General features: G+C 72.0%; 15 protein-coding genes. 6 read left to right on the top strand and 9 right to left on the bottom strand.

What is annotated here, in order from left to right; all coding sequences use genetic code 11:
- Nucleotides 1-50: 50 nt before the first annotated feature.
- The 7 genes from HHX31_RS07920 to HHX31_RS07890 all read right to left on the bottom strand — a co-directional run bounded on the left by HHX31_RS07920 (nt 51) and on the right by HHX31_RS07890 (nt 6,958).
- Complete coding sequence (locus HHX31_RS07920; protein WP_169946553.1) at nt 51-1,748, bottom strand: amylo-alpha-1,6-glucosidase; 1,698 nt, start codon at nt 1,746-1,748, stop codon at nt 51-53.
- Between the two features lie 26 nt (nt 1,749-1,774).
- Nucleotides 1,775-2,596 carry a carbohydrate ABC transporter permease gene (locus HHX31_RS07915; RefSeq protein WP_169946551.1) on the bottom strand — a complete coding sequence of 274 codons (822 nt, stop codon included), beginning with the start codon at nt 2,594-2,596 and terminating at the stop codon, nt 1,775-1,777.
- Nucleotides 2,593-3,561, bottom strand: a complete 969-nt coding sequence (locus tag HHX31_RS07910) for a carbohydrate ABC transporter permease (protein WP_169946550.1) — start codon at nt 3,559-3,561, stop codon at nt 2,593-2,595. Before HHX31_RS07910 ends, HHX31_RS07915 begins: the two co-directional genes overlap by 4 nt.
- The gene (locus HHX31_RS07905; protein WP_169946548.1) at nt 3,561-4,841 is read right to left on the bottom strand and encodes an extracellular solute-binding protein; all 1,281 of its coding nucleotides are present in this window, start codon (nt 4,839-4,841) and stop codon (nt 3,561-3,563) included. Before HHX31_RS07905 ends, HHX31_RS07910 begins: the two co-directional genes overlap by 1 nt.
- A gap of 458 nt (nt 4,842-5,299) precedes the next feature.
- Entirely contained in the window at nt 5,300-5,521 is a 222-nt protein-coding gene (locus HHX31_RS07900; protein WP_169946546.1) for a hypothetical protein, read from the bottom strand.
- 106 nt (nt 5,522-5,627) lie between these two features.
- Nucleotides 5,628-6,197 carry a hypothetical protein gene (locus tag HHX31_RS07895; RefSeq protein ID WP_169946544.1) on the bottom strand — a complete coding sequence of 190 codons (570 nt, stop codon included), beginning with the start codon at nt 6,195-6,197 and terminating at the stop codon, nt 5,628-5,630.
- A 182-nt stretch (nt 6,198-6,379) separates the two neighbouring features.
- A complete protein-coding gene (locus tag HHX31_RS07890; protein WP_169946543.1) occupies nt 6,380-6,958 on the bottom strand; it encodes a TetR/AcrR family transcriptional regulator in 579 nt (192 codons plus the stop codon).
- 199 nt (nt 6,959-7,157) lie between these two features.
- Here HHX31_RS07890 and HHX31_RS07885 point away from each other — a divergent pair, with 199 nt between their 5' ends.
- Both HHX31_RS07885 and HHX31_RS07880 read left to right on the top strand, forming a co-directional pair.
- The gene (locus HHX31_RS07885) at nt 7,158-8,657 is read left to right on the top strand and encodes an MFS transporter (RefSeq protein WP_169946541.1); all 1,500 of its coding nucleotides are present in this window, start codon (nt 7,158-7,160) and stop codon (nt 8,655-8,657) included.
- The gene (locus HHX31_RS07880; protein WP_169946538.1) at nt 8,654-8,881 is read left to right on the top strand and encodes a hypothetical protein; all 228 of its coding nucleotides are present in this window, start codon (nt 8,654-8,656) and stop codon (nt 8,879-8,881) included. Before HHX31_RS07885 ends, HHX31_RS07880 begins: the two co-directional genes overlap by 4 nt.
- Before the next feature lie 241 nt (nt 8,882-9,122).
- Here the strand turns inward: HHX31_RS07880 and HHX31_RS07875 are convergent, their stop codons facing one another.
- Together HHX31_RS07875 and HHX31_RS35565 are read right to left on the bottom strand one after the other, a co-directional pair.
- Nucleotides 9,123-9,326, bottom strand: a complete 204-nt coding sequence (locus HHX31_RS07875; RefSeq protein WP_169946536.1) for a cold-shock protein — start codon at nt 9,324-9,326, stop codon at nt 9,123-9,125.
- Between the two features lie 211 nt (nt 9,327-9,537).
- Entirely contained in the window at nt 9,538-9,942 is a 405-nt protein-coding gene (locus tag HHX31_RS35565; protein ID WP_169946534.1) for an ACT domain-containing protein, read from the bottom strand.
- 266 nt (nt 9,943-10,208) lie between these two features.
- Between HHX31_RS35565 and HHX31_RS07865 the strand changes: the two genes are divergently transcribed.
- The 4 genes from HHX31_RS07865 to HHX31_RS07850 all read left to right on the top strand — a co-directional run bounded on the left by HHX31_RS07865 (nt 10,209) and on the right by HHX31_RS07850 (nt 23,711).
- Nucleotides 10,209-11,642: a family 43 glycosylhydrolase gene (locus HHX31_RS07865; protein ID WP_169946532.1), complete on the top strand. Its 1,434-nt coding sequence runs from the start codon at nt 10,209-10,211 to the stop codon at nt 11,640-11,642.
- Between the two features lie 35 nt (nt 11,643-11,677).
- Nucleotides 11,678-13,258: an alpha-L-arabinofuranosidase B gene (locus HHX31_RS07860; RefSeq protein ID WP_169946530.1), complete on the top strand. Its 1,581-nt coding sequence runs from the start codon at nt 11,678-11,680 to the stop codon at nt 13,256-13,258.
- 215 nt (nt 13,259-13,473) lie between these two features.
- Nucleotides 13,474-18,375: a non-ribosomal peptide synthetase gene (locus HHX31_RS07855; RefSeq protein WP_169946528.1), complete on the top strand. Its 4,902-nt coding sequence runs from the start codon at nt 13,474-13,476 to the stop codon at nt 18,373-18,375.
- Nucleotides 18,372-23,711, top strand: coding sequence for a non-ribosomal peptide synthetase/MFS transporter (locus HHX31_RS07850; RefSeq protein WP_169946526.1), 5,340 nt, complete (start codon nt 18,372-18,374; stop codon nt 23,709-23,711). Before HHX31_RS07855 ends, HHX31_RS07850 begins: the two co-directional genes overlap by 4 nt.
- The last annotated feature ends 30 nt before the right edge of the window (nt 23,712-23,741 follow it).

Raw genomic sequence — 23,741 nt, 5'->3', positions numbered from 1 at the left:
GTCCCGCACCTCCCCATGGCCACTCGCGACCCAGATGATCGTGAGCCAACCTATCCTCTCGGACAGTCGGGGCGGGAACCGTCGAGCCGTCGCCGCTCGTGGTCGGCGGCGAGGACGAGGTAGGCGCTCGCCGTCCAGGTGTAGGCGCGGTCGCGCAGCCCCTCGCCGGTCCGGGCGTCGAAGTTCTCCGCGAAGCCGGACCGTTCGCAGAGCCCGCGGAACCGGGCGCTGATCTCGTCGGCCAGCGTGACGTGGCCGGAGCGGCGCAGGCCGTCCTCGACGAGCACGGTCGAGGGGGCCCAGATCGGTCCCCGCCAGTAGCCGTCATCCTGGTAGTGCTCGGACTCGGGGTGCTCGGTGGCGGGCCCGAACGCGGTCAGGTGCGAGGCGATCCGCGCGGCCAGCGCCGAGTGCACCGGCTCGGGGAGCTCGTCTCCGAGGACGATGGGCATGAGGTCGAGCAGGCTGGAGCCGGACCAGGTGCGTCCCGAGTGCGCGCCGCGGGCGACGAACCCGTCGCCCTTCCACAGCTCGGCGAGCAGCGCGTCGCGCACCCGGTCGGCGCGGCCGGACCAGTGGGCCGCCGCGGCCTGGTCAGGGGCGAGGCGGGCCAGCTCGCGCATCTGCAGGACGAGGAAGGCGGCCAGGTCGGCGGTCTCCACGACGCGCTCGGGGTCGAAGGTGGTGGCGTTGTCCCAGCCGCTGTCGTTGCCGTGCTGGTAATGCGGCAGCTCACGACCGGGCACGCACCGCGCCGTGAGCCAGAAGGTCGTCCAGCGTTCCAGCAGCCGGTAGACCTCCTCCGGCCGGTCCGCCGCCGGGAGGCGGCCCAGGGCCCAGCCGTGGATGGGCGGCTTGACGAAGTTGTAGAGGATCTCCGAGTGGGTGACGGAGTCGGGCAGCGCGCCCGCGCCGTCCTGGTGGTCGAAGGGCAGCAGGAACTGGTCCCACGCCAGACCGGGCAGGCCGCCGGCGAGGGCGATGGCGTTGAAGCAGTGGTCCCAGCTCCACACCTTGTCCATCCAGTGCTTGGACATCAGCACGGCCGGCCGCGTGACGAACCCGGCCGGCCGTACGGTCGCCGACCACAGGACGTAGGCGGCCAGTTCGGCCGCGGGCGTGCGGTCGCTGCGCCAGGGCGCGACCGCCGCCGTGAACGCGTCGAAATCGGCCCGCGCCGCCTCGGCCACCCGCTCGAAGGCGGCCGTGCTCGCGTAGGGGGCGCGAGCGGTCTCGTACTCCTCGACGGCGACCTCCCACTCGCCGCTCAGGACGACGCTCCGTTCCGCGGCGCCGAGCTCCTGGGCGCCCCTCGCCTCGGCCTGACCGGCGAGCACCGTGACCCGATAGCGGCGGCCGGTCTGGTAGACGGTGAAGACGAACGATCCGTCCGCCGGATCCTGGTAGAAGTACGGGCCGGTGAACGGCGTCAGGACGGGGTCGGCGGCCAGGAGGCTCAGCCCGAGGTTCCGGCCGCGCAGCCGCACCGTGTCGGCGTTCTCGTAGGCGAGGTCGATCCGGCCGCCGGCGCCGCTCCAGGTGAGCTGATGCGGCGTGGCGGTGACGACGCTGTCCGCGGACGGCTCCAGCCGCAGGATCGGGTGCATGCCGGTCTGGTGGGAGACCAGATGCACGTCCCTGGCGTAGGTCTTCTGCGCGACCACCGGCGAGAAGCCGAACCAGGAACCGCGGTAGCTGAACGGGATTTCACGCAGGGAGAACACCGGGCCTGAAGCGGCGACGGTCATGAAGAGGGGGTCCCTTCTCGGAAGACTCAGTCCTTGACGGCGCCGGCGGTGACGCCCGCGGCGACGTAGCGCTGGGCGACGATGAGCAGCACGGTCGCCGGGATGGAGGCGACCACCGCGGTGGCCATGATGGCGTTCCACTGCTGGTTGTTGTTGCCGATGTAGTGGTAGATGCCCAGCGTGATCGGCTGATGGGCGCCACCCTGGTCCAGGGTGGAGGCGAACACGAAGTCCGACCATGCCCACAGGAACGCGAACAGCGACACCGTGATGACCGAGTTGCGGGACACCGGCAACACCACAGACCAGAACGTCCGCAACGCCCCCGCGCCGTCCACGCGCGCCGCCTGCAACAACTCCCCCGGGATGCCCGACATGAACGCGGCCAGGATCAGCACCGCGAACGGCACCGCCAGCGTGGAATCGGCCACGATCAGCCCCGGCACCGTGTTCAGCACACCCGTGCTCAGATAGATGGCGTAGAACCCCATCGCCATGATGATCCCCGGGATCATCTGCGCGATCAGCAGCACGAAGCTCAGCACCCCGCCACCACGCGGCCGCAGCCGCGCCAGCGAGTACGCCGCGGGCGCCGCCACCACCAGCGTCAACGCCACCGTGCCCAGCCCCACCACGAGGCTCGTCGCCAGGTACGGGCCCTGCTGCTCCAGCACCGCCCGGTAACCCTCCAGCGTCCCGCGCACGGGAAACCAGTACGGCGGCGACTTGCGCATGTCCTGGTCCCGGGTGAACGACACGTTGACCATCCAGTAGACCGGGAACAGCATGAGCGCGGTGAACACCACGCCCAGCCCGGTCCGCCACCAGCCGCCCCGCACCGCCCTCATGCCGCCCCCAGCCGCCGCTGCGCCCGGATGTAGACCAGCCCGAACACCAGCGCGATCACGATCAGCAGGTTCCCCACCGCCGCGCCCGGCCCGAACGACGGCAGCAGGTTCCCGAACCCCAGCCGGTACGACCAGGTCGCCAGCGTCGTGGACGCGTCGCTAGGCCCGCCCCTCGTCATGATCCAGATGATGTCGAACACCTTCAGCGTGTAGACCAGCCCCAGCAGCAACGTGATCCCCGACACCGGCCGCAGCAACGGGAACGTCACCAGCCGGAACCGCTGCCACCCCGACGCGCCGTCCAGTTCGGCCGCCTCATGCACATGCGAGGGAATGGCCTGCAGTCCGCTGTACAGCACCACCAGGTTGAACGGGATCCCGATCCAGATGTTGGCGATGGTCACCGACCACAACGACCAGTCGGGAGAGGTCAGCCAGTTCACCGGGCCGATCCCCACCGCCGTCAGCACCGCGTTGACCACACCAGACTCGCTGTTGAGCATCCACGACCACGTCGACGACGACACGATCAACGGCAACAGCCACGGCACCAGGAACAGCGCCCGCAACGTCGCCGACAGGCGGAAGTTGCGGCTGAAGAACACCGCCAGCGCCAGCCCGATCGTGAACTGGAAGACCAGCGACACCACCGTGAACACCACCGTGTGCCACAGCGCGGGCCCGAACGTCGCGTCCGCGAACACCTTCCCGTAGTTGGCCGGCCCCGTGAACGGCGCGTCCCCCCGCACGAACGACCGCACCGTGTAGTCGCGCAGGCTCAGATCGACGTTGCGATACAACGGATAGACGTAGAACGCCAGCAGATAGACCATCACCGGCGCGAGGAACGCCCACGCCGCCCACTGCCCCGACCGGATGCGCGCCGCCCGGAGCTCCCGCCCCCGGGTGGGAACGGAGGCGCGGGCGGGGCGCACCGGCGTCCGCGTCGCTCGGCCCGCGCTCATTACCGGGTCGCGCTCGCCGCCGCGCTCTGGGCGGCCGTCATCGCCTCCTGCGGAGACTGCGACCCGCTCAGCGCCGCCTGCACGGCCTTCCACATCGGCTCGGAGATCTTCGGATACTTCGTGCCGAGATTGTCACTGGTGCGGCCCTTGGCGGCCTTGACCGCCTCCACCCACACCTTCAGCTCCGCGTTCTGCTCGACCTGCTTGACCTGCACCTCCTCCGTCGGCGCGATGTACGACAGCGTCGTCGTGGTCGTCAGCGAATTGTCCGTGCTGGTCAGACAGCTCACGAGCTGCTGCGCAACGGCGTAACGGGCGACGTCCTGCTGCACCGGGATGCTGACGAACTCGCCCCCGGTGGGAGCGGGCGCGGTGCCCCCGCCCTTACCGGGAATCGGGATGATGCCGTAGTCGAAACCGGTCTTCTTGGCGTTGGCGAGCTGCCAGGTGCCGTTCTCCGCGAACGCGAAGTCGCCGGTGGCGAACTCCTGCCAGCTCGTCGTCTGCGTGTTGTTGATGACCGAATTGGGCGCGAGCCCCTTCTTCAGCCAATCCGCCCACAGAGCCACCGCCGAGACGCCCTCGGCCGAGTCCAGCTTCATGAGGTTCGCGCCAGAGCCCCAGAACCACGGCAGGAACTGGAAGCTGCCCTCCTCGGTGCCGATGGCGGAGAACGTGATGCCCTTCTTGCCGGCCGCCTTCACCTTCTCCAGCGCCGCGGTCAACGACGCCCAGTCCGTGACACCGGCCGCGTCCACCCCCGCCTTCTCCAGCACCTCCTTGTTGTAGTAGAGAGCCAGAGTGTTCGCCCCGATCGGAACCCCGTACGTCTTCCCCCCGGCCTGACCGGCCGCGAGCAGGTTCGGCGACAGCGCCGAGACGTCGAGCTTCGACTCCTCGGTCGTCGTCAGCACCCCCGCCTCCGCCAGCGTCGAGACCACCGGGTTGTCCACGATCAGCACGTCCGGCGAGTTGCCCTGCTGCGCCGCCAGCAACGCCTTGTTCGTCAGGTCGGTGGTGTCGTAACCCGCCCGCTCGACGGTCACCCCCGCCTGCGAGCCGCACGTGTCGAGCAGCCGCACCCAGTCGGAGCTCTTGTCGAACTGCGGATACGGATCCCAGATCGTGTACGTCCCGCCCCCCGAGGCCTGGCCCTCTCCCGCTCCCGCCGGGGCGCCGTCGTCGCCGCCGGACGACCCGCACGCGGTGAGGCCGCCCGCGATGGCGAGGACCACCACACCCAGACCGGCCGTACGCCGGCCGATTGACCCTGGTCTCATTGACGTGACCTCCACTGACAGCGTTACGCGCCCGTTTTCAGAGTCGAACCGATTCGCCAATCGGTTCGCCGAAGATAGGCCCGGTCCATCGCCTGCGTCAATGGGCTCCGCTGCACTATTTGCCGGGACGCCACCGCGACGCGCGCGGAGGCGGCGCGCCGGGCGAGGTGTCCACGACATGCCGGGAAGGTTTCCGGCCCCTGACCGCCTCGCGGCATCCGCTCATCGTGCCGTCGAATCGATTCGGCGAATCGGTTCGGCGAGCTGTCAGACTGGATCTTCGACGACGAGAGCAACGGCGGCGTGCCGAAGGCTCCCCACCAGACATCCGCGCGTGCGAGGGCCGCAGGCAGCCATCAGCCGGGGCGAGCAGGGCGAGGTTGGACGACGCGTTCGGGCGGGCGCATGAAGCCGGCGGTTCGGCAAGCACTCAAAGCCGCACCATCGGCCCAACTGGTTCAGGCGCTTTCGCGGCGCCGCCAGCGTTCCAGGATGCGCTGGTCCTGCTCAGCCTCGTCCCCCTGCCACAGCTCGGCTTCCCGCTGAGCGTAGGGGAGCCAGTGCGGGTATTCCGGATCGTCCGGGCGAACCTCACGGGTGCCGTCGACTTTGGTGCCGTCGGGCAGGGTGGTCGCGGTCGGCACACGGAGCACCCCACCAGGCAGCATTATCACGCTCATCGCCGCGCCTCTCCGTTCAACAGCCGAGACCATGGCCGCTCGGCCAGCATAACCACAATGCTTGTCCACCCACCATTACGCGCCATACCCTGAGCGCTGTCAGTCGTCATCCGATCCCGTAGCGACCCGACAGCCAGTGGTAGGCGCGTTCGGCCGACGCCTCGTCCCCGCCGAAAAGCCGGATCAGGCGGGTGACCTTCCTGATGAGCGTGCATGCGAAGGCCTCAGCGAATAACTCGCCGGCATCTTCCCGGTAGGGCCGCATCAGGCGGTCTCGGTAGCTGACCTGCAGGTGCTGCCAGAACTCCTCGCGTGAGGGGCATCCGTCCATGTGATCGCAGGCATGACCCAACTCATGGCCGCACACGCTGACGCTCGTCGACGGGGCGGTACCGATGCCGATGCGGCGGGTGTTGGGATCGTAGACCGCCGGAGTCAGATCCCAGGAGGCGTCCTGGACGGGCAGTCGCACGCTCCGCAAGGACTCAAACCCGGGCAAGTCCGGCACCGAGCCATAGCCCAAGTAGATGCCCCCAGCGAGATGAGCCGCCAAGCGGACCGCGAGGGCGTGAGGCACCGCGGCCAGCGTCATCACGGCGAGAAGCAACTCTGCGTCGGGGAATGTGTCCGGACTCCAGCCACGCGTCAGCCGCTCCTCCAGGGGCCCGACGTGCATCCACCCGGGACGTCCCCGACTCTGGCCGGCCAATCGCGAACCCTCCGCCCTCCGCTACAAGATGAGGTGCAAACTCTAGCCAGGGCCCGGGCGGCAGGGCACCGCTTCACCATGACGGACGACGTCCGGTGACAGCCGGGCGGGGCCGTCGGGCCCGCCCGGCGTTCCTGTTCGCGCCGGGATCAGGCCGGCCGGGAGCGCACGCCGTCGAGAGCCATGCGCAGCACCCGCTCCCGCTGGTCGTCGTCGACGAACCCGGCCCCGGTGATGCCGGAGATCATCCGCAGGACGTCGTCGAAGGTCGCGTCGCCGCGGATCTCCCCGGCCTCCCTCGCCCGGACGAACAGCGGCTCCCCCGCCTCGTACATGGCGGCCCGGCTCGACCGCATCATGTCCGAGTCGCGGTTGAGCGCCTCGTAGATGGCCCGCTTGGTGGCCGCGTAGGCCACGAACCGGCGCAGCCAGGCGGCCAGCGCCTCCCACGGCGGCAGGTCCGCGACCTGCCCCGCGGCCTGGCACAGCTCGTCGATCTCGTCGAGGTAGACGCTGTCGAAAAGGTCCTGCCGCGTCGGGAAGTTGCGGTAGAGCGTGCCGATGCCGACACCGGCGCGCCGGGCGATGTCCTCCAGCGACGCCTCCGTCCCGTGCTCGGCGAACGCCTCCCGGGCCGCGGCGAGCAGCGCGTCGAAGTTGCGCCGCGCGTCCGCGCGCTGGGGGCGGCGCACCCTCGTCCGGGGGCCTTCGGCCGCCTTGTCCTTCACCGGTCTCCTCTCGAAGTTGAACCGGAGGCACACCTCCGCTAATGTGGAGGCACGCCTCGACTTTAGCAGGCGGGCATTCGCGTTCGCGTCTTCCTTTCAACGCCCCCCTGATCGTCTTTTCGTCGTGCGCCGCCCCCTTCGCCGGGGCGGCGTCACCGGCGCGCCTCGTCGCGCCGGTTCCTCCTGTCGAAGGATCTCGATGTCACGCACCACCTCGCCGCAACGGCTGATCTTCCTCGCGCTGGCAGCCGCCACGGCCTCGTTCTCCCTGCTGCAATCCCTGGCCAGCCCTGTGCTGTCCACCATCCAGCATGACCTGCACACCAGCCAGACCACGGTGACCTGGGTGCTCACCGCCTGGCTGCTGTCCGCGTCCGTCGCCACGCCGCTGCTGGGCCGCATCGCCGACATGATCGGCAAGGACCGCACGCTGCTCGTCTCGCTGGCCGCCATCGTCCTCGGCTGCGTGGTCGCCGCCCTCGCCCCCAACGTGGGCGTGCTCATCGCCGGCCGGGTCATCCAGGGCCTCGGCGGCGCAGTGTTCCCCGTGTCGTTCGGCATCGTGCGCGACGAGTTCCCCGCCGCCCGGGTGCCCTCGATGGTCGGCATCCTGTCCGCCGTCATCGCGGCCGGCGGCGGCGTCGGAATCGTGCTCGCGGGCCCGATCGTCGACGCGCTGGGCTGGCGCTGGCTGTTCTGGACACCGGCGATCGTCGTCGTCGCCACCGCGTTCCTGGCCTACCGCACCGTCCCCCGGTCGCCGGTGCGCACGCCCGGCCGGGTCAACTGGCCGGCCGCGGCGCTGCTGTCCGGATGGCTGGTGGCGCTGCTGGTCCCGCTCACCGAGGCGTCCGCGTGGGGCTGGGGCTCGCCCGCCGTCGTCGTGCCGCTCGCCATCGCCGCCGTGCTGTTCGCCGCATGGATCGCGGTCGAACTGCGGTCGCGCGACCCGCTGATCGACATGCGCATGATGCGCCTGCCGGCCGTGTGGACGACCAACCTGGTCGCGCTGCTGTTCGGCGCCGGCATGTTCGCCTCGTACGCGTTCCTGCCGCAGTTCATGCAGATGCCGGTGGCCGTGACGGGCTACGGCTTCGGGTCGAGCGTGACCGAGGCCGGGCTGCTGATGCTGCCCATGCTCGTCACGATGGCCGTCGCCGGCGCGGTGAGCGGCCCGATCTCCCGCGTCGCCGGGGTCAAGACCCAGCTCGTGTGGGGGTGCGTGCTCGGGGCGCTGTCCATCGCCGGCGTCGCCCTGTGGCACGACCGGCCCTGGCAGCTCGCCGTCGCGACCGCCGTGTTCGGGCTCGGCCTGGGCCTGGCCTACGCGGCGATGACCAACCTGATCGTGCAGAGCGTGCCGGCCAGGCAGACCGCCGTCGCCGGGGGGATGAACACCAACATCCGCACCATCGGCGGCTCCATCGGCACCGCCGTGATCAGCTCCGTCGTCACGGGCCACCCGCGCCCCGACGGCCTGCCGTACGAGTCGGGCTTCACCACCGCCTTCCTGGCGCTGGCCGTGACCCTGGCGGTCACCGTCGCCGTGTCGCTGCTGGTGCCCGGAAGTCGCCGCCGTACGGCGCCCGCCGCCGCGGCGGCCGAGCGCGTCCCGGCGGGCGCGGCGCGCCGAACATCGCCGGAAGAGCGTGGGTCGGTTGTGAGTAGTTCGGCGGGGAGCACATACTTGAGAAGATGAAGCCAGCCAGCGGCGCGTCCCGCCGTCACCTGCCCACCAGTCCCTTCAAGCCCCCGCCTCCCGCTCCGCCTGTCGAGCAGTTCAGCGTGAACGACCAGGTCACGCATGATCGCTACGGTCTCGGCGTGGTCGTGGACGTCGAGGACGGAGTCGCCGTGATCGTCGACTTCCGATCCCAGCAGGAAAGAATCACGACCCCGTACAAGAAGCTGCACAAGCTCTGAGCACAGATGTCCCCTAGGGGAAGCGCGTCACGCGGGCACCGCTCCGCCGGCATGCCGGCGGCGGGCGTCCGCGCGCCGGCGCTCTCCCCTCGCGGCCAGGGCCTGGATCCCCGTCCGCCACCGGAGGCCGGCCCGTCCACACGGGCGGCGGCGCTCGCGGCACGCGAGAGCGCCTGCCCGTGAAAACGGGTCGGGGCCCGCGCTGCCTAGCGCGGGCCCCGAATCGTGATGCCGGTGTGGGTCAGGCGGGAACGATGTTCTCGGCCTGCGGGCCCTTCTGGCCCTGCGTGATGTCGAACGACACCTTCTGACCCTCCTGCAGCTCACGGTAGCCCTGGGCGGCGATGTTCGAGTAGTGGGCGAAGACGTCGGGGCCGCCGCCGTCCTGCTCGATGAAGCCGAAGCCCTTTTCCGAGTTGAACCACTTCACAGTTCCGAGAGCCATGTCGAATCTCCTTTGACAGGGGCCGAACCGGAATCCGCACCGCGCGGATTCCACGTCGCCGAATGAGGCCCCTCCGGAGATGGCCGGGAAAACAAAATGCGCCTGAAGGTCACATCCCGTCAGGCGCACACAAGTTTCATGGGTACCACAACTGCAACGTTACGAACGCTACCACAGCCCTGAGGTGCCACGTACGGCATCCGGGAAGCCGCTACCCGTTCCCGCCGTGCCGGGCGAGGCTCTCCAGCACCTCGACCGCCTCGCCGGCGCGGTCGTACGGGACGAAGAGGTGGTCGTGGTGGAAGCCGGCGACGACGTTGCAGCTCAGGCCCGCCGCGGCGAGCGCCTGCGCGACGGCGGCGGTCAGTCCCACGGCGTCGAGCGCCGAGTGGACGCGCAGCGTGATCCAGCCCGCCACGTAGTCGTAGGCCAGCCCCGCGGCGTCGGCCTCTAGCTGCGGCAGGACCGCGGTGAGGCCCTCCTCCTCAGCGACGGTGACGACCGGCCGGACGCCCGGCGGGAGGTCGCGGCCGACGGTGGTGAACACGTAGCGGCCCGGGTTCAGCTCCGGCCGCATGGTGGCGAGCAGGGTGCGGAGATCGGTCTCACCGGTCACTCACACACCATACAAATCGGCTTCCTTTACGACGTAGATTCGCCGTCTTTTGCCGTCCGTATGCTGAAATTTTCACCTTCGCGTACTCCGGACCGCCCCGGCCTCCAGGCAACTCGCGCGATCCCGCCAGGCCCCGCGCGACGGTCTTGACGCACCCCGGTCAGGAGCAAACACTGAGCGCACCAACCCCCCGATCTCGATTGTGAGATCCACGCCTCCGCGCCCCGGGAGATGTTAACGCTCACAATCGCAGGAGGCACCCCCTCATGACCCTCCTCTCACCCGTACGCGCCGCCGTCGCCGCGATGACCGCGCTGCTGCTGGCTCTGGGCCTCGGCATCGTCGCCCCCGGCCTCGCGAACGCGGCGGCGATCGACACGAGCGCGTCGTACGTGCTGGTCAACCGGCACAGCGGCAAGGTCCTGGACGTCTACGACCTCGCCACCAACGACGGCGCCCCGCTCGTCCAGTGGACCCGCAACGACGGCGCCTGGCAGCAGTGGCAGTTCATCGACTCCGGCGGCGGCTACTACCGTCTCAAGTCCCGTCACAGCGGCAAGGTCGTCGACATCTCCGGCCGCTCCACCGCCGACGGCGCCACGGTCATCCAGTACACCGACAAGAACGCCGCCAACCAGCAGTTCCGCGTCGTGGACACCGACAACGGCCATATCAAGCTGATCAACCGCAACAGCGGCAAGGCCCTCGAGATCTGGGAATGGTCCACCGCCGACGGCGGCCGCGTCTCTCAGTACACCGACCTGGGCGGCGCCAACCAGCAGTGGCGGCTGGTCAAGCTCGGCGGGTCCGGCACCCCCTCCTACCCCAACCCGGGCGTGGTCAACGGCGACGTCGGCGCGCACGACCCGGAGGTGACCAAGAGGCCGGACGGGACCTACCTGCTCGCCTACACCGGCAACGGCATCCAGCTCAAGACCTCCAGCGACCGGACCACCTGGCGCAACGCGGGCGCGGCCTTCCCCGGCGGGGCCTCCTGGACGCACGGGTACACCAACGGCGGCAACGAGCTGTGGGCGCCGGACATCACCTACGTCAACGGCAAGTACTACATGTACTACTCGGCCTCGACGTTCGGCTCCAACCACTCGGGCATCTTCCTGGCCACCAGCACGACCGGGGCGTCCGGATCATGGACCAACCAGGGCCTGGTCATCGAGTCGAACACCTCCGACAACTGGAACGCCATCGACCCCAACCTGGTCGTCGACGACCAGGGCCGCTGGTGGCTCGACTTCGGCTCGTTCTGGTCGGGGATCAAGATGATCCAGCTCGACCCGGCCACCGGCAAGCGGCTGGACACCACGATCCGCAGCATCTCGGGTCGCAACGGCGGCGCGATCGAGGCGCCGTTCATCTACCGGCACGGCGGCTACTACTACCAGTTCGTCTCCTTCGACCTGTGCTGCAGGGGCGCGTCCAGCACCTACCGCATCATGGTGGGCCGCTCGACCTCGGTCACCGGCCCGTACGTCGACAGGAACGGAACGGCGATGACGTCCGGCGGCGGCACGCAGGTCCTGGCCGGTCACGGAGGCGTCCACGGCCCCGGCCACCAGGCGGTGCTCGCCGACAGCGACGGAGACGTCCTCTTCTACCACTGGTACGCCGACGACGGGTCATCGCGACTCGGCATCAACAAGCTCGGCTGGGACGACGCGGGCTGGCCCTACGTCTACTGATCCACCCCGAACCCCTCTTGGACTCTTGGAGACCGATGTCCCTCCTCTCGAAGGGCGCGCGCCCTCGCGCCGCCCTGGTCAGGACGCTGCTGTCCGCGGCCGCTGCGATCACGCTCGCCGCCGGCCTGCTGGCCGGCGTCGCCACGCCGTCGCGGGCCGCCGGGCAGGGCCCGTGCGACATCTACGCCGCGGGCGGCACGCCGTGCGTGGCGGCGCACAGCACGACCCGCGCCCTGTACGGCAACTACGGCGGCCCGCTCTACCAGGTGCGCCGTCTCTCCGACGGCGCCACCCGCGACATCGGCGTGCTGAGCGCGGGCGGGGTCGCCGACTCGGCGGCGCAGGACGCGTTCTGCGGGAACGCCACCTGCCTGATCACCGTCATCTACGACCAGTCAGGCCGGGGCAACCGGCTCACCCAGGCGCCTCCCGGCGACTTCTCCGGACCTGCGCCGGGCGGCTACGACAACCTCGCGTCCGCGACCGCGGCGCCGATCACGGTCGGCGGGCACAAGGCCTACGGCGTGTACGTGGCTCCCGGCACCGGCTACCGCAACAACGCCACCAACGGCGTCGCCAAGGGCGACCAACCGCAGGGCATGTACGCCGTCTTCGACGGCACCCACTACAACGGCGGCTGCTGCTTCGACTACGGCAACGCCGAGACCAACAGCCGCAACAACGGCAACGGCACCATGGAGGCCATCTACTTCGGCGACAGCAAGGCCTGGGGCTACGGCGCGGGCAACGGCCCCTGGATCATGGCCGACCTGGAGAACGGCCTGTTCTCCGGGGTGAACCAGAAGTACAACGCGGGCAACCCGTCCATCAGCCACCGCTTCCTGACCGCGATCGTCAAGGGCGAGCCGAACCACTTCGCCATCCGGGGCGGCAACGCCCAGTCCGGCGGTCTGGGCACCTTCTACAACGGGCCGCGGCCCAACGTCGCGGGCTACAACCCGATGAAGAAGGAAGGCGCCATCATCCTCGGCATCGGCGGCGACAACAGCATCAGCGCCAGGGGCACCTTCTACGAGGGCGTGATGACCTACGGCTTCCCGTCCGACGCCACGGAGAACGCCGTGCAGGCCAACATCACCGCCGCCGGCTACGCCACGTGGACCGGCGGGGGCGTGCAGAACGGCACGCTCACCCCGGGCTCGGCGATCTCGCTGCGCGCGACGACGTCCGGCTACACCGACCGCTACGTCCGGCACTACGACGACCAGGCCCTCACGTCGGTGATCACCTCGTCCAGCCCGTCCCTCGACAAGAACGACGCCACCTGGATCGTGCGCCGCGGCCTGGCGAGCGGCTCGTGCGTGTCGTTCGAGTCGAAGAACTACCCCGGCGACTACCTGCGCCACCGCTACTACCAGCTCTACCGGCAGCGCGACGACGGCAGCGCGCTTTTCGCGGCGGACGCCACGTTCTGCCCGCAGGCCGGCAGGAGCGGCCAGGGCACGTCCTTCGCCTCGTACAACTTCCCGGCCAGGTTCCTGCGCCACTACAACAACACGGTCTACATCGCGAGCAACGGCGGCTCGAACGTCTTCGACAACGCCACCGCGTGGAGCGCCGACGTGAGCTGGGTCGTCTCCCAGCCCTGGGCGTAGATTCCCGCGACCGTGGCCTCCCCCGCCCCGCCGGGGGAGGCTACGACCCTCCGCCTTATACTCCGCACCTCATACCCCGGATCATCACAAAGCGGCTTCATCAGGACATCATTCGCATCACGGAAGATTATTCTGGCTAACCAGTTCCAGCGGCTGTTGTGACGATGCCTTCGATGGAATCCACCCACCTTTCCTTACAACAAAGGAGCCCACAGGTGGCCGACAACCTGGCATCGTTCGAACCGGCGCACAACGCCTTCGAACGACAGGCACGCCGCACTCCGGACCGCACTGCCGTCGTCTCCGGCACGACCCGCATCACCTACGCCGCTCTCAACGCCCAAGCCAACCGAATCGCCCACGAACTCGCCGCCCGCGGTGTGGGACGTGGCTCGACGGTCGGCGTCTGCCTCCACCGCGACCACGACCTGATCGCCGCGTTACTCGGCGTCTGGAAGACGGGCGCCGCCTACGTGCCGCTGGATCCGGCCTACCCGGCCGACCGGCTGCAGTTCATGATCGAGGACGCCGGGGTGTCGCACACGGTGACCTCCCCGGAACCTGCCGCGCGGCTGCCGCGAGGCGAGCTCGTCCTGCTCGGCGACGTCGGCGAGCGCCCCGACTCCGACCCTGGCCTGCCGAGCGCCCCCGACGATCTCGCCTACGTCATGTACACCTCCGGATCGACCGGCCGCCCCAAGGGCGTCGCGATCGAGCACCGCAACGTGATGACGCTGCTGCGCTGGGACGCCGAGTACTTCACCGCGGCGGAGCTGACCGGGTTCCTCGCCTCGACCTCGGTCTGCTTCGACCCGTCCGTACCGCAGCTCTACCTGCCGCTGCTGCTGGGCGGCACGGTGATCATGGCGGACAACCCTCTCGCCCTGCACACCCTGCCCGCCAGGGACGAGGTCACGATGATCAGCGCCGCGGCCTCGGCGCTGACCGCGCTGCTGCGGGAGCCGCTGCCGCCGAACGTCCGCACGGTGCTGTCCAGCGGTGAGCCGGTGAGCCGGGCGCTGGCCGACCGCGTCTTCGCCAACCCCGGCGTGCGGCGCATGGTGAACCTGTACGGCCCGACCGAGTGCACCGTGCACTGCTGCGCGCACGAGATCGCCAGGGACGAGCCGGGCGAGCCGCCCATCGGCACTCCGTACGCCTGGTCGGAGCTGTCGGTGCGGGCCTCGGACGGCGAGGCGCTGGGCGACGGCGAGCTCGGCGAGCTGTGGGTGGCGGGGCCGCTGGTCGGCCGTGGCTACCTGAACCGCCCCGACCTGACCTCGGAGCGATTCGTGACCGACCACGCGGGCGTGCGCCACTACCGCACCGGCGACCTGGTCCGCAGGGAGGGCGGCGTCTACTTCTACGAGGGGCGCATCGACGACCAGGTGAAGGTCGCGGGCTTCCGCGTCGAGCTCGGCGAGGTGCGGGGCCGGCTGGAACGCCACCCGCTGGTCCGGCAGGCCGTCGTGCTCGCCCCGGCCGACGAGGAGGGCACCCGCAGGCTAGTCGCCTACGTCCAGCCGGCCGGGCCCGGCCTCGACGAGGGCGGGCTGCGGTCCTGGCTGCGCGACTGGCTGCCCGACCACATGATCCCCGCAAGGATCGTGCTGATCGACGCCATCCCGATCGGTCCTACCGGAAAAGTGGACCGCTCCAGACTGCCCGAGGTCTCCTTCGCCCCGCGGGGTCACGTCGCGCCGCGCGACGAGGTGGAACGGCGCATCGCCGCCATCACCGCCGAGACGCTCGGCGTCGACCGGGCCGGCGTCCACGACCACTTCCTCGACCTCGGCGGGCACTCTCTGGCCGCGGCGAGGATCTGCGCCGGGATCGAGGAGGCGCTGGGCGTCCGCGTCGCGCTGACGGCCTTCCTGGCCAGGCCCACGGTCGCCGAGCTGGCCGCCTACGTGGGCGAGGCCGCGGCGTCCGCCGCCACGGTCGCCGCGGCGCCACTGGTCCGCCACACCGGCCTGACCCGCTATCCGGTGTCCGCCGGGCAGCGCGGCAAGCTGCTGCTGCGCGAGGTGAGCCGGAATCCGCACGCCACCGTGATCGCCTTCCGGCTCGGGTTGCGCGGCCTCACCTCGGCGGAGCCGCTGCGGGCCGCTCTCGACACGATCGTCCGGCGGCACGAGGGCCTTCGCTCCGTCGTCGTGGACGGCGACACCGTCGAGGTCCTGCCCCCGGCGCCGGTGCCGTTCGAGGAGCACCGGCCGGCCGGCGCCGCGGAGGCCGACGAGCTGCGGCGGGCCGCGGTCGCCCACGACTTCGACCTGTCCGGCGACTCGCCGCTGCTCCGGGCCACTCTGCTGTGGTCGGGGCCGGACAGCGCGGAACTGGTCCTGCTCACCGACCACACCGCTTTCGACGGCGCGTCGCTGGGGATCGTCATGCGCGAACTCCTGGACGGGCTCGCCAACGGCGGCGAGATCCACCTGCCCGAGCCGCCGCTGCAGATCGGCGACGTCGCGCTGCGCGAGCGGGAGACCACACGGGACACCGAGGCGCTGCGGGCCTTCTGGGCCGGCGAGCTCGCCGGGGCGGTCCCGCCGTACGAGCTGCTGCCCAGGGGGGACGACCGGCCGAGCCGCCTGCGCGGCGAGCGGCTGGTGCGCCGCCTCGACCCGGCGACGGCCGAACGGGTCGGCGAGCTCGCGGCCGGCTGCGGCGCCACGCCATTCGCGGTCTACCTGACCGTGCTCGGCATGCTGGTGGCGGGCCTGACCGACCGGCGGGACGTGGTGCTCGGCGCCGCCGTCGCCGACCGCGCCGCCGCCGGCCTCGACGACGTCGTCGGCGTGCTCGTCGACGTGCTCCCGGTGCGGCTGCGCCTGGACGACGACCTGACGCTGCGCGAGGGCGTACGGCAGGCCGGGGCCGCGACCGTCCGCGCGATGGACCACAGAGGGCTGACCGAGCAGGAGCTCACCGAGGCGGCCGGCATGGAGCGCCCGCCCGGCTGGGTGCCGACCCCCGTGACGCTCTCGATGCAGCCGCCCCAGGTGCCCCTGTCCCTGGACCGGGGTGACGTCGGCGTGGACCTGATCGGCGAGCTGGACGCGGGCAGCGTGCAGGTCCCGCTGATGGTCTACGTCAACGCCACGGCGTCCGGGCCCGAGCTGCAGGTCGAGTACGACCTGGAGCACCTGGACCGGGGCGCGGCGGAGACCCTGACCGACCGGCTGACCCGCCTGCTGGACGACGCTCTGGCGCACCCGGACCTGCCGCTGTCGGCGTTCGAGGTGACCGGCGCGGAGGAACGGGCCGCGCTGCTGGCCGCCGGGACCGGCGTGCCGCTGCCCGCGGACGCGCCGCGCACGGTCGTCGAGGCCGTGCTCGCGCAGGCGGCACGACGCCCGCACGCCCCGGCCGTCGCCGACGGAGAGGGCGTCCTCACCTACGGCGAGCTGGCCGGCCTGGCGCGACGGGTGGCCGCGGCCCTGGGGGCGGGATCCGCCGGCTGCTGCGTGGGGGTGTGCCTGCCGCGCGACCGCCGGCTGCCCGCCGCGCTGCTCGGAGTGCTGCTCGCCGGCGCCGCCTACGTCCCGCTCGATCCCGTCCACCCGCTCCCGCGGCTCCGCGACCAGGTGGACGACTGCGGCGCCAAGGTGATCGTCGCGGCGGGCGAGGGGCTGGCGGTCGCCCGGCGTCTGGGCCGCGCCGTCATCGACCTGGCCGAGCCGCCCGTGCCGGACGCTCTGCCAGACGGCACGGTCGCGGACGGCACAGGACTGGACGGCAGCCTGGACGGCACAGGACTGGACGGCACAGCGCCGGACGGCACGGAGGTGGACCCCGGCGACCTCGCCTATGTCCTCTACACCTCGGGCTCCACCGGCAGGCCGAAGGGCGTGGAGATCACCCACGCCAACCTCGCGGCGTTCGTCGCCTCGATGACGGTCACCCCGGGGGCCGGGTCCGGCGACGTGATGCTCGGCCTCACGCCGTTCTCGTTCGACGTGTTCGGCTTCGACGTGTGGGTGAGCCTGTGCCTGGGGATGCGGCTTGAGCTGCTCGGCCGCGACGACGCGCTCGACGGGCGGGCCGTGGCGCGGCGCGTCGAGGAGTCGGGGGTCACCCTGATGACCGCGACGCCGACCACGCTGCGCATGCTCACCGCCTCCGGCTGGCGGGACGACCCCGCGGCACGCGGCGGCGACGTACGGGTGATCAGCATCGGCGAGGAGCTCGACCCGGCGCTCGCCGCGGAACTGCTGGCCCGGGGGGTCGATCTGTGGAACGCCTACGGGCCCACGGAGACCACGATCTACTCCACCATGATCCGGGTGACCGCGCCGGTCGGCGAACGGGTGTCCATCGGCCTGCCGCTGGCCGGGGAGAGCGCGTACGTCCTCGACCGGGCGGGGCGCGTGCTGCCCGCCGGGGTGACCGGCGAGCTGTGGATCGGCGGCGCCGGCGTGGGCCGCGGCTATCGCGGCAGGCCGGAGCAGACCGAGGCCGCCTTCACCGACGACCCGCACGGACCACCGGGCACACGCCGCTACCGCACCGGCGACCTGGCCCGCTGGCGGCCCGACGGCACGCTCGACTTCCTCGGGCGGCGCGACGGGCAGGTGAAGGTGCGCGGCCACCGGATCGAGCTCGGCGAGATCGAGACCGCGCTCCGCCAGAGCGTCGCGGACGCGGCCGTCGCCGTGCGCGACGGCGACCACCTCGTCGGCTACCTCGCCGCGCCGCCGGACACCGACACCCGCGAGCTGGAGGGGCGGCTGAGCTCGCTGCTGCCCGACTACATGGTGCCCCGCAGGTGGGTGCTCCTGGACGCCCTGCCTCTCACCGCGTCCGGCAAGGTGGACCGCACGGCCCTGCCCGACCCCGGCGGGCTGGCGTCGCGGGTGCCGCCGAGCACCGAGGCCGAGCTGCTGGTGTCGGAGGTGTGGAGCGCCGTGCTGAACGGCCCGGAGCCGGGCGCGCACGACGACTTCTTCGCCCTCGGCGGCCACTCCGCCACCGCCGCCCTCGTGGCCGCCCGGCTGAGCGACGCCCTTGGGCTGACCGTGCCGGTGCGCCTGCTGTTCGAACGGCGGACCCTGGCCGGTTACGCCGCCGGGCTGGAGTCCCTGCTGCTGGCGGAGATGGAGGAGACGCAGTGACCGTCAGTGACACCCGCAGGAGCGCTCTCGCCGACCGGCTGGCGGCCGCCCGCCGCGCCGCCGCCCGCGCCGTCCCCGAGATCCCCCTCAGGGCCGGGGACGGCGGCCCCGCTCCCCTGTCGCCCGCGCAGGCCCGGCTGTGGTTCCTCGCCCAGCTCGACGACGTGGCCGCCTACAACGTGCCGACCGCCGTACGGCTGCGCGGCACGCTGGACGTCCCGGCGCTGCTGGGCGCCGTACGTGATCTCGCCGGGCGGCACGAGGTGCTGCGCAGCCTGTTCACCGACGACGGCGCGGTTCCCGTCGACGCCGGGCAGGTCCCTGTCACGGTGGAGGACCTCGGCGACGGCGGCTCGCTCGACGCGCGGCTGCGGGAGGAGCTCGCCCGCCCGTTCGCGCTCGACGCCGAGCCGCCCGCCCGCGTCCTGCTGCTCCGGCTGGGCGCGCAGGAGCACGTGCTGGCGCTGACCGTGCACCACATCGCGTTCGACGCCTGGTCGCGGAACCTCGCGCTGGCCGAGCTCGCCGCCCTGTACGCGGCGCGGCTCGGGCTCGCCGATCCGCCCGAGCCGCCGGCGGTGCAGTACGCCGACTACGCGGCCTGGCTCGCCGGGCAGCCGGGGGGCGACCTCACCTGGTGGACCGAGCGGCTGGCCGGCCTCGAACCGGTCCTGGACCTTCCGGTGGACCGGCCGCGTCCCACGGTCGCCGACTGGACGGGCGCCACCATCCCCGTCCGGCTCGCGCCCGCGCTGACCGCGCGGGTGCGCGAGGCCGCCGCGGGCACCGGCTGCACGCCGTTCATGGTGCTGCTGGCCGCCTGGCAGGAGCTGCTCGGGCGGGTCTGCGGCACCGACGACGTGCCGGTCGGCGTGCCGGAGGCGGGACGGCTCCACCCCGGCACCGCGCGGATGCTGGGCTGCTTCGTCAACACGCTCGTCCTGCGGGGGGACAGGTCAGGCGAGCCGACCGGCCTGGAGCTGCTGTCCAGGACGAAGGCCGCCGTGCTGGACGCGCTCACCCACCGCGACGTGCCATTCGACCGGATCGTGGAGCACCTGCACCCCGAGCGCAGCCTCGCCACCACCCCCGTCTTCCAGGTGCTGCTCAACGTGCTGGAGGACGGCGCCCAGACGCCGCCCTTCCCCGGCCTGACCGCCGAGCAGGTGGCGTTCCCCCTGAGCACCACCAAGTACGACCTCAACCTGTCCCTGGACAACGCGGGCGAGACGTACGAGGGAGAGCTCGTCTACCGCGTCGACCTGTTCGACGAGGCGACCGCCCGCCGGATCGCCGGCTGGTACACGACCCTGCTGGAGGGCATGCTCGCCGACCTCGGCGCGCCCGTGGCGGCCGTGCCGCTGGAGCCGGTGACCGGGCCGTCGGTCTCCGGCACGCGGATGCAGATGGACCTGACCCGGCCGCTGCACGCCTTTGTCGGCGACCACGCGCGGCGCACGCCGGAGGCGACAGCGGTGACCGACGCCTCGGGCTCGCTCACCTACGGCGAGGTGGACCGGCTGGCCGACCGCCTCGCCTGCCACCTGATCGCGGCGGGGGTGCGGCCGGACGAGCCGGTCGGCGTCCTCGTCGAGCGGCACCGCGGGCTGGTCCCTGCGCTCCTCGGCGTGCTGCGCGCGGGCGGGGCGTACCTGCCGATGGAGCCCTCCTATCCCGACGACCGGCTCCGCCTCATGGTGGAGACGGCCGGCGCGCGGGTCGTGCTCGCCGATCCCGAGCACGCGGGCAGGCTCCCCGGCGCGCTGGTCCTGCCCGAGCTCCTGGCCGCGGGGCCCGAGGATCCGCCGGACGCCGGCGTCTCCCCCGGCCACCTCGTCCATGTGATCTTCACGTCCGGCTCCACTGGGCGGCCCAAGGGCGCGGGGATCGAGCACAGGTCGGCCCTGCACTACCTGCACGGCCTGGCCGAGCTGGTGCCGGACGTGTACGAGTCGTACGGCGTGGTCTCCACCACCGCCGCCGACCTTGGGCTGACCTGCCTGTACGGCGCGCTGTTCCGGGGCGCGGCGGTCCATCTCGTGGACCAGGACACCTCCACGGACCCCGAGGCGTACGCCGCCTATCTCGCCACCCACCCCGTCGACGTGATCAAGATGGTGCCGAGTCATCTGGAGCTGCTGGCCGCCCACGGCGACCTGAGCCGGATGCTGCCGCGCCGGCTGCTGATCCTCGCCGGTGAGGCCACGTCGTGGGAGCTCGCGGAGCGCGTCCGCGCGGCCCGCCCCGACCTGGAGCTGCAGATCCACTGCGGGCCGACGGAGACGACGGTCTCGGTGCTCGGCGGCCGGGCGCCGCGCACGCCCACGGGGGCGGGCTCGGTGCCGCTCGGCCGCCCGCTGCCCGGCGTGGACTGCTACATCGTGGACCCCGCGGGACGCCCGCTGCCCGCCGGGGTGCCGGGCGAGCTGTGGGTGGGAGGCCCGAGCGTCGCCCGCGGCTACGTGAACCGGCCCGACCTCACGGAGCAGCGTTTCGTCCCCGATCCCGTGACGGGGACCCGGCGCTGCTACCGCACCGGCGACCGGGTCAGGCTCAACGCCGAAGGACTCGTGGAGTTCCTCGGCCGGGTCGACGACCAGGTCAAGATCAAGGGCTTCCGGGTGGAGCTGGGCGAGGTAAAGGCCGCTCTGCAGGAACAGCCCGGCGTCATGGAGGCCGCCGTGCTGCCGGTCGGCGAGGGACACTCACGGCGGCTGGCCGCCTGGGTCGCGCCCGCCACCGTGGACCTCGCCGTGGTCAGGGCCGGGCTGCGCGAGCGGTTACCCGGCTATATGGTCCCATCGGCGATCGCCGTCCTCGACGAGCTGCCGCTCACCCCGATCGGCAAGATCGACCGGGCCCGCCTGCCCGTCCCCGACGCGGCGCCCGCCGCCGCGAGGCAGGCGCCGAGCACCCCGGCCGAGCTGCGGATCGCCGCCGTGTGGGCCGGCGTCCTGGGGGTCACCGAGATCGGCGTCGACGACGACTTCTTCGAGCTCGGCGGCGACTCCTTCCGCGCGGTGCGGGCGGTCAGGGAGATCGACCCGGCGCTGCGGGTGATCGACCTGTTCACCCGGCCGACGGTGCGCGAGCTCGCCGCCCACCTCGACGGCGGCGCGCAGGCCCCCGCCGGGCTGCTGCACCACCTGGCGGGCCCGCGCACGGCGAGCCGCACCCTCGTCTGCCTGCCGTACGGGGGCGGTTCCGCCGCCGCCTTCCGGCCGCTCGCCGCCGAGCTGGCCCGCCTGTCGCCCGGCACGGCGGTGCTCGCCGTCGAACTGCCCGGGCACGACTCGGCGCGGCCGGACGAGGACGCGCTGCCGATCGCCGAGCTGGCCGACCGCATCACGGCGGAACTGGCCGGGACGAGCGGCCCGATCGCGCTGTACGGGCACTGCGTCGGCTCGGCCGCGACGGTGGAGCTGGCGCTGCGGCTGGAGAGCGCGGGGACGCCGCTCGCCGGTGTCGTCGTCGGCGGCAGCTTCCCCGACGCCCGGCTGCCCGGACGGCTGTCGGACTGGTGGAACCGGCGATTCCCCGCCCACCGCTGGTCGTCCGACCGCGCCCAGCGCGACTTCCTGCGCACGCTGGGCGCCGTGGACGACGACTTCGGCGACACCGGGATCATGCTGCGCGCCCTGCGGCACGACGTCGAGGAGGCGCAGGCGTGGTTCAGCCGCCACCTCGGCTCCACGGCGTACGAGGAGCGCAGGCTCGCGGCGCCGCTGCTGTGCGTCATCGGGGAGCGTGACCGGTCGACCGAGCTCTACCGGGAGCGTTACCTGGAATGGGGGGCCTTCGCCGAACGGGTCGACCTCGCCACGATCCCCCGGGCCGGGCACTACTTCCTGAAACACCAGGCGGAGACGCTGGCGCGGCTGATCGACGAGCGGCTGGACCGCTGGGCCGGCGGCGACCTGCCCGACGCGGTGGAGCGGGTCGAGGTGGCCGGGCAGAGCGCCCGGCGGGACCTGCGCCGCTTCTACACGGTCGCGGCCGGGCAGACCATGTCGCTGCTCGGCGCCGCGCTGACCTCGTTCGCCCTGGGCGTGTGGGCCTACCAGGAGAACGGCCGGGTGTTCGACTACGCCCTCGTCACCATGCTCGCGCTGCTGCCCTCGCTGCTCGCGGCGCCACTGGGCGGCGCGATCGCCGACCGGGTGGACCGGCGACTGGTCATGCTGACGTGCGACGCGGTCTCCGCCGTGGCCACCGCGGCCCTGGTGCTCCTGCTCTGGCTGGGCCGGCTGGAGATCTGGCAGGTCGGGACCATCGCGGGCGTGCTGTCGCTGGTGACGGCGTTCCACCGGCCCGCCTACCTGGCGGCCGTGGCGCAACTGGTGCCCAAGCCGTACCTCATGCAGGCCAACGCCCTGGCCAACCTCGGCACCGGGCTCGGCATGCTCGCCGGCCCGCTGGGCGGCGCCGCGCTCGTCACCACGGTCGGGCTGCACGGCGTGGTGGCGGTGAACGTCGTCACCTTCCTCGCCGGGCTCGGCACACTGCTGCTGGTGCGCTTCCCCGACAGGCTGTTCCGCCGGCTGGAGGAGTCCTTCTGGCAGGCCATCGCCGGCGGGTGGCGCTTCCTCGTACGGCGGCGCGCACTCATGATCATGATCGGGTTCTTCGTCGTGGAGAACTACCTCGGCATGCTCGCCCAGGCCGTCACCGTGCCCGCCGTACTGCCGTTCGGCGGCGTCGCGGGCGTGGGGGTGGTCACCGCCATGCAGGGGGTGGGCGCGGTGCTCGGCTCGCTGGTCATGGTGTTCTGGGGCGGCACCGAGCGGCGCGCGGTCGGCATGGTCGGCTTCGTGATCGGGTTCGGCGCCGGGGTGCTGCTCGTCGGCCTGCGGCCCTCGCTCCCGCTGGCCGCCTTCGGCGGGCTGATGTCGTGGGCGTTCCTCAGCGTGCTGAACGCGCACTGGCTGTCCATCATCCAGCTCAAGGTCGGCCTGGAACTGCAGGGGCGGGTGCTGGCCACCAACCAGATGCTCGCCGTGTCGATGACGCCGCTGGCTTTCCTCACCGCGCCGGCGCTGGCCGACGACGTCTTCGGCCCGCTGCTCGTCCCCGGCGGCGCGCTCGCGGACACGCTCGTCGGCGACGTCGTCGGCGTGGGACCCGGGCGCGGCGTCGCGCTGCTGCTGGCCGTCTGCGGAGCGCTGCTGGTGCTCTGGGGCGCGCTGGGGCTGTGGTTCAGGCCGCTGCGGCTCATGGAGGACGCGCTGCCCGACGCGGTCGCGGGCGCCGAGATCGCCGACGACCTGGACGCCGTCCAGGCCGAGGCGGACGCCACGCTGGAGGGAGGCGCCGCCAAAGCCCTGATTCGCGCCTGACACGCCGATGCCCACTTGACGAATCGTGTC

It is taken from the genome of Microbispora sp. H11081 (assembly GCF_012999535.1).
In the GTDB taxonomy this organism is placed as follows: Bacteria; Actinomycetota; Actinomycetes; order Streptosporangiales; family Streptosporangiaceae; genus Microbispora.
Note: the sequence above shows the minus strand (reverse complement) of the source record. Positions and strands in the feature narration are given on the sequence as shown.

What these genes read in the sequence shown, in the direction of transcription:
- HHX31_RS07920 (WP_169946553.1), bottom strand. Translation starts at nt 1,748, where the DNA reads ATGACCGTCGCCGCTTCAGGCCCGGTGTTCTCCCTGCGTGAAATCCCG.
- HHX31_RS07915 (WP_169946551.1), bottom strand. Translation starts at nt 2,596, where the DNA reads ATGAGGGCGGTGCGGGGCGGCTGGTGGCGGACCGGGCTGGGCGTGGTG.
- HHX31_RS07910 (WP_169946550.1), bottom strand. Translation starts at nt 3,561, where the DNA reads ATGAGCGCGGGCCGAGCGACGCGGACGCCGGTGCGCCCCGCCCGCGCC.
- HHX31_RS07905 (WP_169946548.1), bottom strand. Translation starts at nt 4,841, where the DNA reads ATGAGACCAGGGTCAATCGGCCGGCGTACGGCCGGTCTGGGTGTGGTG.
- HHX31_RS07900 (WP_169946546.1), bottom strand. Translation starts at nt 5,521, where the DNA reads ATGAGCGTGATAATGCTGCCTGGTGGGGTGCTCCGTGTGCCGACCGCG.
- HHX31_RS07895 (WP_169946544.1), bottom strand. Translation starts at nt 6,197, where the DNA reads ATGCACGTCGGGCCCCTGGAGGAGCGGCTGACGCGTGGCTGGAGTCCG.
- HHX31_RS07885 (WP_169946541.1), top strand. Translation starts at nt 7,158, where the DNA reads ATGTCACGCACCACCTCGCCGCAACGGCTGATCTTCCTCGCGCTGGCA.
- HHX31_RS07880 (WP_169946538.1), top strand. Translation starts at nt 8,654, where the DNA reads ATGAAGCCAGCCAGCGGCGCGTCCCGCCGTCACCTGCCCACCAGTCCC.
- HHX31_RS07875 (WP_169946536.1), bottom strand. Translation starts at nt 9,326, where the DNA reads ATGGCTCTCGGAACTGTGAAGTGGTTCAACTCGGAAAAGGGCTTCGGC.
- HHX31_RS07865 (WP_169946532.1), top strand. Translation starts at nt 10,209, where the DNA reads ATGACCCTCCTCTCACCCGTACGCGCCGCCGTCGCCGCGATGACCGCG.
- HHX31_RS07860 (WP_169946530.1), top strand. Translation starts at nt 11,678, where the DNA reads ATGTCCCTCCTCTCGAAGGGCGCGCGCCCTCGCGCCGCCCTGGTCAGG.